General features: G+C 66.1%; 16 protein-coding genes. 9 read left to right on the forward strand and 7 right to left on the reverse strand.

Features of this window, described 5'->3' with window-relative positions; all coding sequences use genetic code 11:
• Window positions 1–487 precede the first annotated feature (487 nt).
• Complete coding sequence (locus CBM2586_RS13155) at window positions 488–694, forward strand: cold-shock protein (RefSeq protein ID WP_012353757.1); 207 nt, start codon at window positions 488–490, stop codon at window positions 692–694.
• Between the two features lie 235 nt (window positions 695–929).
• Here CBM2586_RS13155 and CBM2586_RS13160 read toward each other — a convergent pair whose 3' ends face one another.
• Both CBM2586_RS13160 and icd read right to left on the reverse strand, forming a co-directional pair.
• A complete protein-coding gene (locus CBM2586_RS13160; RefSeq protein WP_115687946.1) occupies window positions 930–1,391 on the reverse strand; it encodes a VOC family protein in 462 nt (153 codons plus the stop codon).
• Between the two features lie 141 nt (window positions 1,392–1,532).
• Complete coding sequence (gene icd / locus CBM2586_RS13165; protein WP_115687948.1) at window positions 1,533–2,783, reverse strand: NADP-dependent isocitrate dehydrogenase; 1,251 nt, start codon at window positions 2,781–2,783, stop codon at window positions 1,533–1,535.
• 267 nt (window positions 2,784–3,050) lie between these two features.
• Between icd and CBM2586_RS13170 the strand changes: the two genes are divergently transcribed.
• The 3 genes from CBM2586_RS13170 (at window position 3,051) to CBM2586_RS13180 (ending at window position 4,642) form a co-directional block, all read left to right on the forward strand.
• Window positions 3,051–3,713: a pseudouridine synthase gene (locus CBM2586_RS13170; protein WP_115687950.1), complete on the forward strand. Its 663-nt coding sequence runs from the start codon at window positions 3,051–3,053 to the stop codon at window positions 3,711–3,713.
• Window positions 3,714–3,820: 107 nt separating this feature from the next.
• Window positions 3,821–4,021, forward strand: coding sequence for a hypothetical protein (locus CBM2586_RS13175; RefSeq protein ID WP_115661270.1), 201 nt, complete (start codon window positions 3,821–3,823; stop codon window positions 4,019–4,021).
• 168 nt (window positions 4,022–4,189) lie between these two features.
• Window positions 4,190–4,642, forward strand: coding sequence for a DUF192 domain-containing protein (locus CBM2586_RS13180; protein ID WP_115687952.1), 453 nt, complete (start codon window positions 4,190–4,192; stop codon window positions 4,640–4,642).
• Window positions 4,643–4,689: 47 nt separating this feature from the next.
• On the opposite strand, the gene CBM2586_RS13185 is transcribed toward CBM2586_RS13180, so the two are convergent.
• On the reverse strand, window positions 4,690–5,175 hold the full coding sequence (locus tag CBM2586_RS13185) for a YajQ family cyclic di-GMP-binding protein (RefSeq protein ID WP_115687954.1): 486 nt from the start codon (window positions 5,173–5,175) through the stop codon (window positions 4,690–4,692).
• 123 nt (window positions 5,176–5,298) lie between these two features.
• Between CBM2586_RS13185 and murB the strand changes: the two genes are divergently transcribed.
• Complete coding sequence (murB, locus tag CBM2586_RS13190) at window positions 5,299–6,318, forward strand: UDP-N-acetylmuramate dehydrogenase (protein ID WP_115661268.1); 1,020 nt, start codon at window positions 5,299–5,301, stop codon at window positions 6,316–6,318.
• A 36-nt stretch (window positions 6,319–6,354) separates the two neighbouring features.
• Here the strand turns inward: murB and CBM2586_RS13195 are convergent, their stop codons facing one another.
• On the reverse strand, window positions 6,355–6,666 hold the full coding sequence (locus CBM2586_RS13195) for a pyrimidine/purine nucleoside phosphorylase (protein ID WP_115663687.1): 312 nt from the start codon (window positions 6,664–6,666) through the stop codon (window positions 6,355–6,357).
• 79 nt (window positions 6,667–6,745) lie between these two features.
• Entirely contained in the window at window positions 6,746–7,669 is a 924-nt protein-coding gene (argF, locus tag CBM2586_RS13200; protein ID WP_115661267.1) for an ornithine carbamoyltransferase, read from the reverse strand.
• Window positions 7,670–8,113: 444 nt separating this feature from the next.
• Here argF and CBM2586_RS13205 point away from each other — a divergent pair, with 444 nt between their 5' ends.
• The gene (locus CBM2586_RS13205) at window positions 8,114–8,413 is read left to right on the forward strand and encodes a DUF3579 domain-containing protein (protein WP_012353767.1); all 300 of its coding nucleotides are present in this window, start codon (window positions 8,114–8,116) and stop codon (window positions 8,411–8,413) included.
• A 116-nt stretch (window positions 8,414–8,529) separates the two neighbouring features.
• Here the strand turns inward: CBM2586_RS13205 and rpsT are convergent, their stop codons facing one another.
• The gene (gene rpsT, locus CBM2586_RS13210) at window positions 8,530–8,796 is read right to left on the reverse strand and encodes a 30S ribosomal protein S20 (RefSeq protein ID WP_006579059.1); all 267 of its coding nucleotides are present in this window, start codon (window positions 8,794–8,796) and stop codon (window positions 8,530–8,532) included.
• 319 nt (window positions 8,797–9,115) lie between these two features.
• On the opposite strand from rpsT, the gene murJ reads away from it, so the two are divergent.
• Window positions 9,116–10,666, forward strand: a complete 1,551-nt coding sequence (gene murJ, locus CBM2586_RS13215; RefSeq protein ID WP_115661266.1) for a murein biosynthesis integral membrane protein MurJ — start codon at window positions 9,116–9,118, stop codon at window positions 10,664–10,666.
• Between the two features lie 91 nt (window positions 10,667–10,757).
• Window positions 10,758–11,606: a SirB1 family protein gene (locus tag CBM2586_RS13220; protein WP_115661265.1), complete on the forward strand. Its 849-nt coding sequence runs from the start codon at window positions 10,758–10,760 to the stop codon at window positions 11,604–11,606.
• Window positions 11,607–11,638: 32 nt separating this feature from the next.
• Here the strand turns inward: CBM2586_RS13220 and CBM2586_RS13225 are convergent, their stop codons facing one another.
• Window positions 11,639–12,292 (reverse strand): VTT domain-containing protein, encoded by a 654-nt coding sequence (locus CBM2586_RS13225; protein ID WP_115663686.1) that lies wholly within the window; start codon window positions 12,290–12,292, stop codon window positions 11,639–11,641.
• A gap of 165 nt (window positions 12,293–12,457) precedes the next feature.
• Here CBM2586_RS13225 and mutL point away from each other — a divergent pair, with 165 nt between their 5' ends.
• Complete coding sequence (mutL, locus tag CBM2586_RS13230) at window positions 12,458–14,440, forward strand: DNA mismatch repair endonuclease MutL (protein ID WP_115687956.1); 1,983 nt, start codon at window positions 12,458–12,460, stop codon at window positions 14,438–14,440.

Genomic DNA, 14,440 nt, shown 5'->3' on the forward strand with positions numbered 1-14,440 from the left:
CGCAACTCTGCAATTTGGGGAAAAGGCGGTGGATTCAAGAGTCCGGCCACCGGTTTTCCGAGGTCAATGGGAGCGGATGGTTCCGCGGAAGGCCTTGCAAGGCACGTCGCCGCGCCGGCCGAAAATCCGGGCGGCGGCCGCCGATTCATGGCAACGGTAACACCGGACGCCGTCCGGTTCCTGCCACACCCTGCTGGCAGTGGGGAATCCGCCAGCTTGACAGTCTCCGGCTTTGCCAGAAAAATCGGCCGCGCACCCACCGAAGGCCAGCGAGCCAAAGCAACAGCCAAGGCGGGTGATCCGTGAGCAGGGAGGCCCACGGCCCGCGGCGGCGAGTCAGCAATCAGACTGGCCGCCTCGCGATAGCACTCGCCGCGCGTCATCGCCGGCCGCACCTCAGCACGCGGCCAGCCATGGCGCCGCAGTCCGTGCCGTCTGGCTGGCAAGCTTCCCCGCTTGAAAATCTGCTATTTCGTTGGGGGAGTATATGGCAAGCGGTATCGTCAAATGGTTCAATGACGCCAAGGGATTCGGGTTCATCAAGCCGGACGAGGGCGAAGAAGAACTGTTTGCGCACTTTTCGGCTATCCAGATGGCGGGCTTCAAGACGCTGAAGGAAGGCCAGCGCGTCTCGTTCGAGGTGGTCCAGGGCCCTAAGGGCAAGCAGGCCACCAATATCCAGGACGCCAGCTAAGGCGCGCCGCGACCGCATCCCCGGCCGCAGAGCCACCGGAGCGGTCAACCAGGGTGTAGGGGGATTCCCCCGGGACGGGACCGATGCCAGCGCCCCGCCGGCCGCCAGGGGCGGCACGGCGGGCACCGGCTCGCATCAGCGGCACGCACACCCCATCGAAAGCCCGGCCTGGCGCCGGGCTTTCTGGTTTCCGGGCCGGCCTTCCGGCGATCCTTGCGCCCCCGCTCTCGCCGGTTCAGGCCCAGCCGTCGATGTTCAGGCCGCTGGCCTGTTCGGCCTCTTCCCTGGTGACCTTGCGCACAGTCTGGCCGAAGGTCCAGACATGGCCCTCCGCATCGCGTGCGGTGTAGGTGCGATCGCCATAGAACTCGTCCTGCGGCTCGCGCAGGATCAGGGCGCCGGCGGCCCGGGCCCGCTCGCAATGCTGGTCGAGCCCATCCGGCAGGTGCACGTGCACGGTCTGGGTGTTCTTGCCGCCGATCGACGCCGGGCTGGCGGTAAAGTCGGCCCACTCGCTGCCCACCATCAGGTAGCTGTCGCCAAAACGCATTTCGGAATGCACCAGCTGCCCTTGCCGGTCGCGGATCACCATGACCCGCTCGAACCCGAACGCCCGCTCCAGCCAGTCCAGCGCCGCCAGTGGATCCTTGTAGAACAGGGCCGCGCCGAAGGCGGTGCGGCGGAAGGGATCGTCCATGCCAGTCTCCCCGGGCCGGATGCCCGTCAGTCCAGAAGTTCTAGCCAACGCCGCGGCGGGCGGCAAGAAAAAAACCCCGGTACCGGGTATCCGGTACCGGGGTCTTGTCGACAGCTCGCCCGCCCTGGCGGGAGTCTGTGCTTACATATTGTCGATCATCACCTGGCCGAAGCCCGAGCACGAAACCTGGGTCGCGCCTTCCAGCAGGCGGGCGAAATCGTAGGTGACTTTTTTGGAGAGGATCGACTTCTCCATCGACGCGATGATCAGGTCGGCGGCCTCGGTCCAGCCCATGTGGCGCAGCATCATTTCCGCCGACAGGATTTCCGAGCCCGGATTGACGTAATCCTTGCCGGCGTACTTCGGCGCGGTGCCGTGGGTGGCTTCGAACATCGCCACCGAGTCCGACATGTTGGCGCCGGGCGCGATGCCGATGCCGCCGACCTGCGCCGCCAGCGCGTCCGAGATATAGTCGCCGTTCAGGTTCAGCGTGGCGATCACCGAGTATTCGGCCGGGCGCAGCAGGATCTGCTGCAGGAAGGCGTCGGCGATGGCGTCCTTGACCACGATGTCCTTGCCGGTCTTCGGGTTCTTGAACTTGCACCACGGACCGCCGTCGACCAGCTCGGCGCCGAATTCCTTCTGCGCCAGCTCGTAGCCCCAGTCGCGGAAGCCACCTTCGGTGAACTTCATGATGTTGCCCTTGTGCACCAGCGTCACCGACGGCTTGTCGTTGTCGATCGCGTACTGGATCGCCTTGCGCACCAGGCGCTCGGTGCCCTCGCGCGACACCGGCTTGACGCCGATGCCCGAGGTCGCCGGGAAGCGGATCTTCTTCACGCCCATCTCGTTCTGCAGGAACGCGATCAGCTTCTTGGCCTGGTCACTCTCGGCCGCCCATTCGATGCCGGCGTAAATGTCTTCGGAGTTCTCGCGGAAGATCACCATATCGGTCTTTTCCGGCTCGCGCACCGGCGAGGGCACGCCCTTGAAGTAGCGTACCGGGCGCAGGCAGACATAGAGATCCAGTTGCTGGCGCAGCGCCACGTTGAGCGAGCGGATGCCGCCGCCGACCGGCGTGGTCAGCGGACCCTTGATCGACACCACGTATTCCTTCAGCACGTCGAGGGTTTCATCCGGCAGCCAGACGTCCGGGCCGTAGACCTTGGTCGACTTCTCGCCGGCGTAGATCTCCATCCAGGCAATTTTGCGCTTGCCGCCGTAGGCCTTGGCGACGGCGGCGTCGACCACCTTGATCATCACCGGGGTGATATCGAGGCCCGTACCGTCGCCTTCGATATAAGGAATGATCGGGTTGTCCGGGACTTGGAGGGAAAAGTCCTGGTTGACCGTGATCTTTTCGCCTGCCGGAACCTTGATGTGTTGGTACATGACGTCTCCAGTTACGGAACGGTTGTGACTGCCGCCGGTTCGTGGCCGGGCGGCAAGATTCGGGGAGATGGCGCTGTGCATTGTAGCGGGCCGGGATGCCTTGCCCATACTGCCGTGCATCATGCCTGATCGGCTTCAGTCTTATATAAGACACAAGACTAATTTTATATTATGCAGCAATTTTTCATCATCCGCCAATCGGGCCGGACCCCGATCCGCCCCATCTGACCGAGCCCCAGGCGCGCCGCTGCGGCATACTTGCGCCCCATGATCCTGATTGCCCTGAACAAGCCGTTTGGCACCATGAGCCAATTCTCGGAACATCCGACGCGGCCGACTTTGGCCTCGTGTGTGTCCATCCCAGGCGTGTATCCGGCCGGGCGGCTCGACGCCGACAGCGAGGGCTTGCTGCTGCTGACCGACGATGGCGCGTTGCAGGCGCGCATCGCCGATCCGCGCCATAAGCTGGAGAAGACTTACCTGGCGCAGGTGGAAGGCATTCCTGACGCCAAGGCCCTGGCCCGCCTGCGCGCCGGGGTTGACCTGGGCGATTTCGTGACCCGGCCGGCGAAGGTCCGTGTCATCGAAGTCCCGGAATGGCTATGGCCACGCTATCCGCCGGTGCGCTTTCGCGCCGCCATCCCGACGGCGTGGCTGGAACTGAAAATCCGCGAAGGCAAGAACCGGCAGGTGCGGCGCATGACCGCCGCGGCAGGGTTCCCGACGTTGCGGCTGGTCCGGGTCGGGATCGGCGCGCTTGACCTCCGCGCGCTCGGCCTCGCGCCGGGGGAAAGTTGCGAGGTGCCGCTCGCCGAGTCGGGCATTGCACTGGCGCCAGCCTCGAAACGCGCGGGGCCTGCGGCGCGCACCCATGTCTCCAAGACCAGACAGGCGAACGAAGCCAAGCGGCGCTTAGGTTACAAAAGCTAACAAATCGCGCGTCAACGCTGGCACCCGCGGCCTCGTTCTTGTCGGGGACACGTCCAACCACGCGTCACCCCTTTCCCGACTGCTTTTATCCTTCGAGGTAATACGCCATGAAAAAACTGATCGCTGCACTGGTTGTCGGCCTGTTCGCCACCGGCGCCTTTGCCCAGGCCGCGGCCCCCGCGCCTGCCGAGCCGGCAGCGCCCGCGGCCACCAAGGAAGCCCCGAAGAAGACCACCAAGAAGAAGGCCACCCACAAGAAGCACAGCAAGAAGAAGGAAACCGCTCCTGCCGCTGCCCCGGCCGCATAACACGGCTGGCGCCACTGCCGGGCACTGAGCCCGCAGCGGAAGAAAGGCAGGTCGCCACCAGGGCGCCTGCCTTTTTTGTTTAGTGCGGGTCGCACCGCGCTCAGCCGCGCATGCAACGTGCGTTATGCTTGCGGCTGCCCGACGCCGTGCCATCCCGGACTGACCATCATGCCCCTGTTGTCGAAGACCCTGACCTCAAGCTGCTGCTTCGCGATCGCCGCGCTGGCGGCAGGACTTGCCAACGCACAAGGGGCGCTGCCGGTGGCCCCGCTGACCGCGGGCATGTATGCGATCCAGGCCGAAATCGCGGCCACGCCCGCCGCGCGCGAGCAAGGGCTGATGTACCGGAAATCGATGGCACCCAATGCCGGCATGCTGTTCGTGTTCGAGCAGAAGGCTGGCCACTGCTTCTGGATGCGCAATACCGAGCTGCCGCTGTCGATTGCGTTTATCGCTGACGACGGCACCATCGTCAATATCGAAGACATGGCGCCGCGCACCGAAAACAACCATTGCCCGAAGGCGGCGATCCGCTACGCGCTGGAAATGAACCAGGGGTGGTTCACGCAGAAGGGCATCAGGGCGGGCGCGAAGATCGGGGGGCTGCCGCAGCCGCGCTAAGCGGCGGCCGCGCGCGGCGCCGGCACGCGAGCCGGCGCGGGTGCCACTCAGTCGCGGAAGTTGTTGAAGTCCAGCGGTGACTCGGACACATCCTTGCGCAGCATGGCGATCACGTTCTGCAGGTCGTCGCGCTTGGTGCCCGACACGCGCACCGTGTCACCCTGGATGCTCGCCTGCACCTTGATCTTGCTGTCCTTGATCATGCGCACGATCTTCTTGGACAGGTCGCCGGTCACGCCTTTCTTGATGGTGATCACCTGCTTGACCTTGTCGCCGCTGATCTTCTCGGTCTTGCCGTAATCCAGGAAGCGCACGTCAACGTTGCGCTTGGCCATCTTGCTGATCAGCACGTCCTTGACCTGGTCCAGCTTGAAATCATCGTCGGCAAAGGCGGTCAGCTCGTTTTCCTTGTGCTCGACCCGGGCGTCGGAGCCCTTGAAATCGAAGCGCGTCGAGATTTCCTTGTTGGCCTGCTCGACCGCGTTCTTCACCTCGACCATATTCGCTTCGCACACTACGTCAAACGACGGCATTGCATTCTCCTTGTGATCCGTATGCCCGGAAGCCGGCCGCGCACGGCGCCTTCCGTATAATCCAGCCAACCTCGCAGTTCCGGGTCGCGCACACCAGCGGCGGCCGCGTCACCTTTCCCTTGCATGGCAGATTTCCACGAATTCTATCCCCTGCGTCGCCACAATACATTCGGATTCGATGCCCGCGCACGCTTTGCGGTGCATGTGCGCAGCGAGGCCGACCTGGGCGCGGCCCTGGCCGACCCGCGCGCCGAAGGCCTGCCGCTGGTGGTGCTGGGTGGCGGCAGCAATGTCGTGCTGACCGGCGATCTCGACGCGCTGGTGCTGCTGATGGAGATTCCCGGCTACCAGGCCGAAGCCACCAGCGAAGGCGGCGATGCCTGGCTGGTCACCGTGGGCGCGGGCGAGAACTGGAACGCGCTGGTCAACCGCACCATCGCCGATGGCATGCCGGGCCTGGAAAACCTGGCGCTGATCCCGGGCACCGCGGGCGCGGCGCCGATCCAGAACATCGGCGCCTATGGCGTGGAGTTGCGCGAGCGCTTTGCCGGCGTGCGCGCCTATGACCGGGACGCCGGCACCTTCGTCTGGCTGGACCTGCAGGCCTGCGAGTTCGGCTACCGCGACAGCCTGTTCAAGCGCGCCGGCGCCGGGCGCTACATCATTACCGCGGTCACGCTGCGCCTGCCCACGGCATGGCGGCCGGTGCTGTCGTACGGTGAACTGGCGCGCGAACTGGACGGCCAGCCGGCACCGGACGCGGCCGCCATCCGCGACGCCGTGGTCGCGATCCGCTCGCGCAAGCTGCCCGACCCCTCGCAGTTGGGCAATGCCGGCAGCTTCTTCAAGAACCCGCTGGTCAGCGCCGCGCTGCGCGACGCCTTGCTGCAGGCGCATCCGGACCTGGTCAGCTATGCGCAGCCAGACGGCACCTACAAGCTGGCGGCCGGCTGGCTGATCGACCGCTGCGGCTTCAAGGGCGTGAGCGACGGCCCGGTGGGCGTCTATGGCAAGCAGGCCCTGGTGCTGGTGCACCATGGCGGCGGCACCGGGGCGATGCTGCTGGCGCTGGCCAACCGCATTGCCGATACCGTGCAGGCCCGCTACGGTGTGCGCATCGAGCCCGAACCGGTGGTGCTGTAAAGCTGACGAGCCAGCCACGCTGGCCCGCCGCGGCCGTCACGCGAAGTGGCAGACGTAGTCCAGCGTCTCCTGCACCTCGATGTCGAAGCTGCTGTTACCCGGCACGTTGAACTGCTGGCCGGCGCCATAGGTCTGCCAGTCTTCCGAGCCGGCCAGGCGCACGCGGCAGCTGCCGGCGTTGATTTCCATGATTTCAGGCGCGCCGGTGTTGAACGTCAGCGACGCCGGAAAAATCACGCCCAGCGTCTTGCGGGTGCCGTCCGGGAACAGCACGGTATGGCTCACGCACTTGCCGTCGAAATACAGGTTGGCTTTCTTGACGACCGATACGTTGTCGAACTGGCTCACTTCCATCTCCTTCACTGTCTTGAATCAGACGTAAAAAGAGGGGCCGTCGCGGCCCCTCCCCTGTTCACTCCGCGCGCGCTCAGTAGCGGCCGCAGAGCAGGTATTCCATCAGCGCCTTCTGCACGTGCAGGCGGTTTTCCGCCTCGTCCCAGACCACGCTCTTGGGGCCGTCGATCACGGCGGCCTCGACTTCCTCGCCGCGATGCGCCGGCAGGCAGTGCATGAAGAGCGCGTCGGACGCGGCGCGGTCCATCATGGCGGTGGTGACCATCCAGTCCTTGAAGGCGCGCTTGCGGGCGTCATTCTCGGCCTCGAAACCCATGCTGGTCCACACGTCGGTGGTGACCAGGCTAGCGCCCTGGCAGGCCGCGAGGGGGTCGTCGAAGACCTTGACCAGGCCGGAGGCGGACGCTGGCACCATGGCCGGATCCAGCTGGTAGCCCGGCGGCGCCGAGAAATGGAAGGTGAAACCCAGGCGCTCGGCGGCCTGGATCCAGGTGTACGCCATGTTGTTGGCGTCGCCGATCCACGCCACCGTCTTGCCGCGGATGCTGCCGCGCTGCTCGATATAGGTGAAGACGTCGGCCAGCACCTGGCACGGGTGGTATTCGTTGGTCAGGCCGTTGATCACCGGCACGCGCGAATGCGCGGCGAAGCGATCGATGATGTCCTGGCCGAAGGTGCGGATCATGATGATGTCGACCATGCGCGAGATCACCTGCGCCGCATCCTCGATCGGCTCGCCGCGGCCCAGCTGCGAGTCGCGCGTGTTCAGGAACACCGCGTGGCCGCCCAGCTGGTGGATGCCGGCTTCGAACGACAGGCGCGTACGCGTGGAATTCTTCTCGAAGATCATGGCCAGCGTGCGGTCGTGCAGCGGGTGCCAGGTCTCGTAGTTCTTGAACTTGGCCTTCAGGATCCGCGCGCGGTCCAGCAGGTACTCGTACTCGTCGGGAGTAAAGTCGCTGAACTGCAGGTAATGCTTGATCGGGGTTGAGCTCATAAAACAAAGAAGGCGGCTCGGTGGGGACACGCCGTCACGAACTGTTCTTGCAAACCGTTCAGGATCGAAGCGCGTCGCGGAGCCGCCTTTCGCGTCGCATACGCAATTTAACTGCAAGGATCATAAGGGATTATTTCTGCTTTGGCGAGCCCGGATCAACCCGGCCGCGGCCGCCCGCACCGTTGCGCTGACAGCTTTCTGACAGGATTTCACCCTTATGCGCAACTCTTATATAAGATATAATACTGGCTGATTCACGCGGGGCCCGGCATACCCATGCCAGTGCCCGCCGCCGGCATCAAAAGTGCCCCTGCAGGACACCGACGCCCCGCCTTCCGGCTGGAACCAGCGCGAACCAATCGCGTCCCGGCCGCGTCAAACGGGCGCCCCCCGTCCAGCGGGCTTACCGTCGAGTCATCCGCCTCACCCGCAGTGTCCAGCCTCATGAACCCCAACGTTCGCGAATACTTTATCCAAGGCATTACCAAGGAAGGCAAGACCTTCCGCCCGAGCGACTGGGCTGAACGACTGTGCGGCGTGATGGCGCAGTTCCGCCCCGAAGGCGACAGCGGCGACCCGCGCCTGACCTACTCGCCTTACGTGCGCCCGATTTTTGCCGGCAACGTCAAATGCGTGGTGGTGGATGTGCGCCTGCGCGACATCGAGCCCAAGGCGCTGGACTTCGTTCTGAACTTCGCCCGCGACAACAACCTGCAGCTGGTGGAAGCCTGCTCGCTGGAATAAGCCCGGCGGCGCGGCGCCGGAAAACAAAAAAGCTCGTCGGATGACGAGCTTTTTTGTTGGCAGCATGCCCGGGGGCACCCGCCTGCGGTGGGCCGCTGCGGCGGCCCGGGCAGCTATCAGGCAGCCATGGCCTTGATGGCGGCCGACAGGCGCGACTTGTGGCGCGCAGCCTTGTTCTTGTGCACGATCTTCTTGTCGGCGATGCTGTCGATCACGGCTTGCGAGTTCTTGAAGATCTCGGCGGCAGCGGCCTTGTCGCCAGCGTCGATGGCCTTGCGGACGGCCTTGACGGCAGTGCGCAGACGCGAGCGCAGGCTGGAATTGTGGGCGTTCTGGGCAACGGCCTGGCGGGCGCGCTTGCGGGCTTGTGCGGAATTTGCCATGTAAAAAATATCCTGAATTCAGATGCGTGCCGCGGGGGACACAACAATTAAGTCATATCGAGCGACCCGGGATGCACTGACACACGAATCCGGAACGCAACTGTCCTTGTGAATCGGCAATTATACACAGATGCCGGAGCACGTGACAAGACCGCTGGGACTTTGCCGGCGCAGGGCCGGGCACCGGGGCGTGATCCGTATAATAAGCGCCACATTGTGCCGGGCCACGTGGCGCGCCGGCAACTTTACTGCCCGGACCGCGTCTCAAGGAGCTCGCGGTGCCCCGGCACCGGCCCACCGTCCCGCACCCGTCCGCATCTTGAACCTGCTCAAAGCGCTCGCCACCATCAGCAGCCTGACGATGCTCTCGCGCATCACCGGCCTGGTGCGCGAGATCCTGATCGCCCGCGCCTTCGGCGCGTCGGACATGACCGACGCGTTCAACGTGGCCTTCCGCATTCCCAACCTGCTGCGCCGCATCTTCGGCGAAGGCGCGTTCTCGCAGGCCTTCGTGCCGATCCTGGGCGAATATCACACCAAGCGCGGCGACGCCCCGACCAAGGCCCTGATCGATGCCGTCGCCACCGTGATGACCTGGGTGCTGATGGCGGTGTCGCTGCTCGGCGTGATCGGCGCGCCGCTGGTGATGACGGTGGTCGCCACGGGCTTTCGCGGGCAGGCGGAGACCTATACCGCGGCGGTATTCATGACGCGGGTGATGTTCCCGTATATCGGGCTGATCTCGCTGGTGGCGCTGGCCTCGGGCATCCTCAATACCTGGCGCAAGTTCGCGGTGCCGGCCTTTACGCCGGTGCTGCTCAACCTGTGCCTGATCGTTGCCGCGCTATTCGTCGGCCCCCACATGGAGCAGCCGATCTACGCGCAGGCCTGGGGCGTGCTGGTCGGCGGCGTGCTGCAGCTGGCGATCCAGGTGCCGGCGCTGCGGCGCCTGGGGATGATGCCGCGCATCCGCTTCAACCTGCGCGCGGCGTGGTCGGATCCGGGCGTGCGCCGCATCCTGCGCCAGATGGGGCCGGCGCTGCTGGCGGTGTCGGTGGCACAGGTCAGCCAGATCATCAATACCAATATTGCTTCACGGCTGGCGGCGGGCAGCGTTTCGTACCTGACCTATGCCGACCGACTGATGGAATTCCCGACCGCGCTGCTGGGCGTGGCGCTGGGGACGATCCTGCTGCCGAGCCTGTCCAGGGCCAACGCCTCGAACGACCATGCCGAGTACTCCAGCCTGCTCGACTGGGGCCTGCGCCTGACCTTCCTGCTGGCCGTGCCGTGCGCAGTCGGCCTGTTCGTGTTCGGCGCACCGCTGACCGCGGTGCTGTTCAACTATGGCAAGTTCGACGCCCATGCGGTCGAGATGACGCGCCAGGCGCTGGTCTCGTACGGCGTGGGCCTGATGGGGCTGATTTCGATCAAGATCCTCGCGCCGGGCTTCTACGCACGCCAGGATATCCGCACGCCGGTCAAGATCGCGCTGCTGGTGCTGGTGATCACGCAGGCCTGCAACGTGGTGTTCGTGCCCTGGATCGGCCATGCCGGGCTGGCGCTGTCGATCAGCGCCGGGGCCACGCTCAACGCGCTGCTGCTGTTCCTCGGCCTGCGCCGGCGCGGCCTGTACCGCCCGGCCCCGGGCTGGTGGCTGTTCCTAGCGCAGCTGAGCGCTTCGGTGCTGCTGCTGTCGGGCATGCTGCTCTGGTTCGCGCGCAACTTCGACTGGATCGGCCTGGGCGCGACGCCGCTGCTGCGCATCGCGCTGCTGGCTTCGTGCCTGGTACTTGCAGCGGTGGTCTACTTCGGTACACTGTGGCTCATGGGACTGCGCTACTCTGCCTTCAGGCGCCGGGCCGGCTGATGGGTCAGCGGCAACTGCCATTGCCGGCTGAGCGCCAGGCATTGGTGACCCACGCTGCGCGCGGTGCCGGCGGCTGCACCGGGAAACCGACATGACATCCACCAAAGTCCTGGATTATTTCGCCAGCCTCGTGGCCGACGAAAACGGCATCCCGCTGACCGAAACCGCGCTGTCCATCGCGCAGGACGCCTATCCCGACCTGGACCTGCAGGGCGAGCTGGCGGCGCTGGACGTGCTGGCGCTGCGGCTGAAGCGCCGGATTGCCGAAGGCACCCCCGCGATCCAGCGGCTGCGGCTGCTGAACCATTTCTTCTATCGCGATCTCGGCTTCGGCGCCAACGCGAACGACTACTACGACCCCGACAACTCCTACCTGAACGTGGTGCTGCGCCAGCGCCGCGGCATCCCGATCTCGCTGGCGGTGCTGCATATGGAGCTGGGCCAGCAGATCGGCCTGCCGCTCAAGGGGGTGTCGTTCCCCAACCATTTCCTTTTGCGCATGACGATCCCGGCCGGGGAGGTGATACTGGACCCGCTCACCGGCGAGACCCTGTCGAAGGAACAGTTGCAGGAGATGCTGGACCCGTACCTGGAGCGCGAAGGCATCAGCGATGCCAGCCAGGTGCCGCTGGGCCTGTTCCTGCGCGCGGCCAGCCATCGCGAGATCATCGCGCGCATGCTGCGCAACCTGAAGGCGATCTACCTGCAGGAGTCGCGCTGGCAGCGTCTGCTATCGGTGCAGAACCGGCTGGTGATCCTGCTGCCCGGTTCGATCGAGGAAGTGCGCGACCGGGGCCTGGCCTACGCCAACCTGGAGTGTTTCCGCCCCGCGCTGGCCGACCTGGAAGCCTATGTCCAGGCCCGCCCCGACGCCGCCGATATCGGCCAGATCCGCGAGCGCATGCCCGCGCTGCGGATGATGAGCCGCAGCCTAAACTAAGGCAGCTCAGCAGACGCGTCGACTGACGCGGCTCAGCGCTCGACGCGCGTGGGCCGGCGGCGGTTGCCGCGCACCAGCTTCCACAGTCCGCCCAGCACCAGCGGGACCACCGCCGCGCCGATGCCGGCCAGCACGATCAGGTTCAGGTACTGGCGGATGAACGGCAGGTTGCCGAAGAAGTAGCCGGCAAAGACCAGCCCGACTACCCATGCCAGCGCGCCGATCACGTTGAACATCTGGAAGCGCGCGAAGGTCATCTGCGACACCCCGGCCACGAACGGCGCGAAGGTGCGCACGATCGGCACGAAGCGCGCCATCACCAGGGTCTTGCCGCCGTGCCGCTCATAGAAGTCATGGGTGCGGCGCAAGGCATCCTGGTCGAGGAAGCGCCACTGGTGGTCGAAGACCTTGGGTCCGATCCAGCTGCCGACGAGGTAGTTGACGGTATTGCCGGTGATGGCCGCGACCAGCAGCAGGCCGATCAGCGCCCATTCATTCATGGCCCCGGTCGCGCAGAAGGCGCCGGCGATAAACAGCAGCGAGTCGCCCGGCAGGAACGGCAGCACCACCAGCCCGGTTTCGGCAAAAACGATCAGGAACAGGATGGCATAGACCCAATGGCCGTACTGGTCGATGACCGTGCCGAGGTATTTGTCGACATGCACCAGCATGTCGATGAGCTGCAAAGCGAGATCCAAGTCGTTCCCCGTGTGGTGTATTGACGGTTTCTTTCCATGCGGCGCCGGTGTCCGATCCACGCCGCCATCGCCTGAATCATACAAGAGCGGCCGCGCCTTTCCCCCACCTCGGCAACCCGTCTGCGTGGGGGAACGTCCACGTATAATCGCCGGATGCCAGCCTCCCCTTCCAGCACCGCCTTGCGCACTACCCAGCAGCCGCGCCCGATCCGGCCGCTGCCGGACCAGCTCATCAGCCAGATCGCCGCCGGCGAGGTGGTCGAACGCCCGGCGTCCGTGGTCAAGGAACTGCTGGAAAACGCGCTCGATGCCGGCGCCACGCAACTCGGCATCCGCCTGGAGGAAGGCGGGGTGCGACGCATCGTCATCACCGACAACGGCTGCGGCATTCCCGCCGCCGAGTTGCCGGTGGCGCTGATGCGGCACGCCACCAGCAAGATCGCCTCGCTCGACGAACTCGAATCCGTGCTGACGCTCGGCTTCCGCGGCGAGGCACTGGCCTCGATCGCGTCGGTGTCGCAGATGTCGCTGACCAGCCGCACCGCGGCCGATGTCCACGCTACCCAGGTCAGCGCCGATTCGGGCGCGGTGCAGCCGGCATCCGGCGGCGTCGGCACCAGCGTCGACGTGCAGCACCTCTACTTCAACACGCCGGCGCGCAGAAAGTTCCTCAAGACCGAACAAACCGAGCTGGGCCACTGCCTGGAGATGGTCAGGCGCGTGGCGCTGGCACGGCCGGACGTGACCATCTCGGTCCACCACAACGGCAAGCCGCTGGAGCACTGGAACGCCGGCGACGTCGCCACGCGTACCGCGCAGGTGCTGGGCAACGATTTCGCCCGCGCCCGGCTGGCGCTGGACGAGCACGCCGACACCCTGAGCCTGTACGGCTTTGCCGGGCTCCCCACCGCCTCGCGCGGCCGGCCGGACCAGCAGTACTTCTTCGTCAACGGCCGCTTCGTGCGCGACAAGCTGCTCAACCATGCGGTGCGCAGCGCCTACCAGGACGTTCTGCACGGCGACCGCTTCCCGTCGTACGTGCTGTGCCTGGACTTGCCGCCGGAGATGGTCGACGTCAACGTACACCCGTCCAAGATCGAGGTGCGCTTCCGCGAATCGCGCGCCGTGCACCAGTTTGTCTACCACGCGGTGCAGCGCTGCCTGGCACGCCAGGCCGGCGCCAATGGCGACAGCCTGCATACCAATGCCGACGGCGAGATCACGCTGCCGCCGGGCCCTGCGACGCCAGCGGCTGCAGCGCGGCCTGGCGCAGGCGGCGCGGGCCAATGGATCAACTATTCCGCGGCACGGCAGACGGAGCTGGGCATCGCCCAGCCGCGCCAGGCCTACCTGGGCATGGTGCGCGAGGCCAGCGCGCCGGCGGCACGCCCCTACGGCGCATCCGGCACGGGCGCAGGCGGCTGGGCCGGCGCGTCGGCGCAAGCGCCGGCATGGCTGGCCGAGGTCCAGGCCGCGCGCGCCGGCGATCCGCCCGGCCTGTTGGAGCGGCTGCCGCCGGCGCCGGGGTCCGACCAGACCGGCGCCGCCGACGAACACCCGCTCGGCTATGCCATCGCCCAGCTGCACGGCATCTACGTGCTGGCGCAGAACGCGCGCGGGCTGGTGCTGGTCGACATGCACGCGGCGCACGAGCGCATCCTCTACGAACAGATCAAGGCCGCACTGGACGCGCGCGAGCTGGCCGTGCAGCCGCTGCTGATCCCGGTGACGCTGCCAGCCAGCCCGGTCGAGCTCGGCGTGGCCGAAGAACACCAGGACACGCTGACGCTGCTGGGTTTCGATATCGCCCCGGTGTCGCCGACCACGCTGGCGGTACGGGCGGTGCCGGCGCTGCTGCAGCAGGCCGATGCCGAGGCGCTGGCGCGCGACGTGCTGCGCGACCTGCACGCCTACGGCGGCTCGCGCGTGCTGGCCGAGCGCCGCAACGAACTGCTCGCCACGCTGGCCTGCCACAGCGCGGTGCGCGCCAACCGCAAGCTCACCGTCGAGGAAATGAACGCGCTGCTGCGCCAGATGGAGCAGACCGAGCGCGCCGACCAGTGCAACCACGGCCGGCCCACCTGGGTGCAGCTGACCGTGACCGAGCTCGACCGGCTGTTCCTGCGCGGTCAATAA

The organism is Cupriavidus taiwanensis (assembly GCF_900250115.1).
GTDB lineage: Bacteria > Pseudomonadota > Gammaproteobacteria > Burkholderiales > Burkholderiaceae > Cupriavidus > Cupriavidus taiwanensis_B.

Coding starts and splice junctions, on each gene's coding strand:
- CBM2586_RS13175 (WP_115661270.1), top strand. CDS start 3,821: ATGAAAAAACTGATCGCTGCACTGGTTGTCGGCCTGTTCGCCACCGGC.
- CBM2586_RS13180 (WP_115687952.1), top strand. CDS start 4,190: ATGCCCCTGTTGTCGAAGACCCTGACCTCAAGCTGCTGCTTCGCGATC.
- CBM2586_RS13220 (WP_115661265.1), top strand. CDS start 10,758: ATGACATCCACCAAAGTCCTGGATTATTTCGCCAGCCTCGTGGCCGAC.
- CBM2586_RS13170 (WP_115687950.1), top strand. CDS start 3,051: ATGATCCTGATTGCCCTGAACAAGCCGTTTGGCACCATGAGCCAATTC.
- mutL (WP_115687956.1), top strand. CDS start 12,458: ATGCCAGCCTCCCCTTCCAGCACCGCCTTGCGCACTACCCAGCAGCCG.
- CBM2586_RS13155 (WP_012353757.1), top strand. CDS start 488: ATGGCAAGCGGTATCGTCAAATGGTTCAATGACGCCAAGGGATTCGGG.
- rpsT (WP_006579059.1), bottom strand. CDS start 8,796: ATGGCAAATTCCGCACAAGCCCGCAAGCGCGCCCGCCAGGCCGTTGCC.
- CBM2586_RS13160 (WP_115687946.1), bottom strand. CDS start 1,391: ATGGACGATCCCTTCCGCCGCACCGCCTTCGGCGCGGCCCTGTTCTAC.
- CBM2586_RS13185 (WP_115687954.1), bottom strand. CDS start 5,175: ATGCCGTCGTTTGACGTAGTGTGCGAAGCGAATATGGTCGAGGTGAAG.
- argF (WP_115661267.1), bottom strand. CDS start 7,669: ATGAGCTCAACCCCGATCAAGCATTACCTGCAGTTCAGCGACTTTACT.
- icd (WP_115687948.1), bottom strand. CDS start 2,783: ATGTACCAACACATCAAGGTTCCGGCAGGCGAAAAGATCACGGTCAAC.
- CBM2586_RS13205 (WP_012353767.1), top strand. CDS start 8,114: ATGAACCCCAACGTTCGCGAATACTTTATCCAAGGCATTACCAAGGAA.
- murB (WP_115661268.1), top strand. CDS start 5,299: ATGGCAGATTTCCACGAATTCTATCCCCTGCGTCGCCACAATACATTC.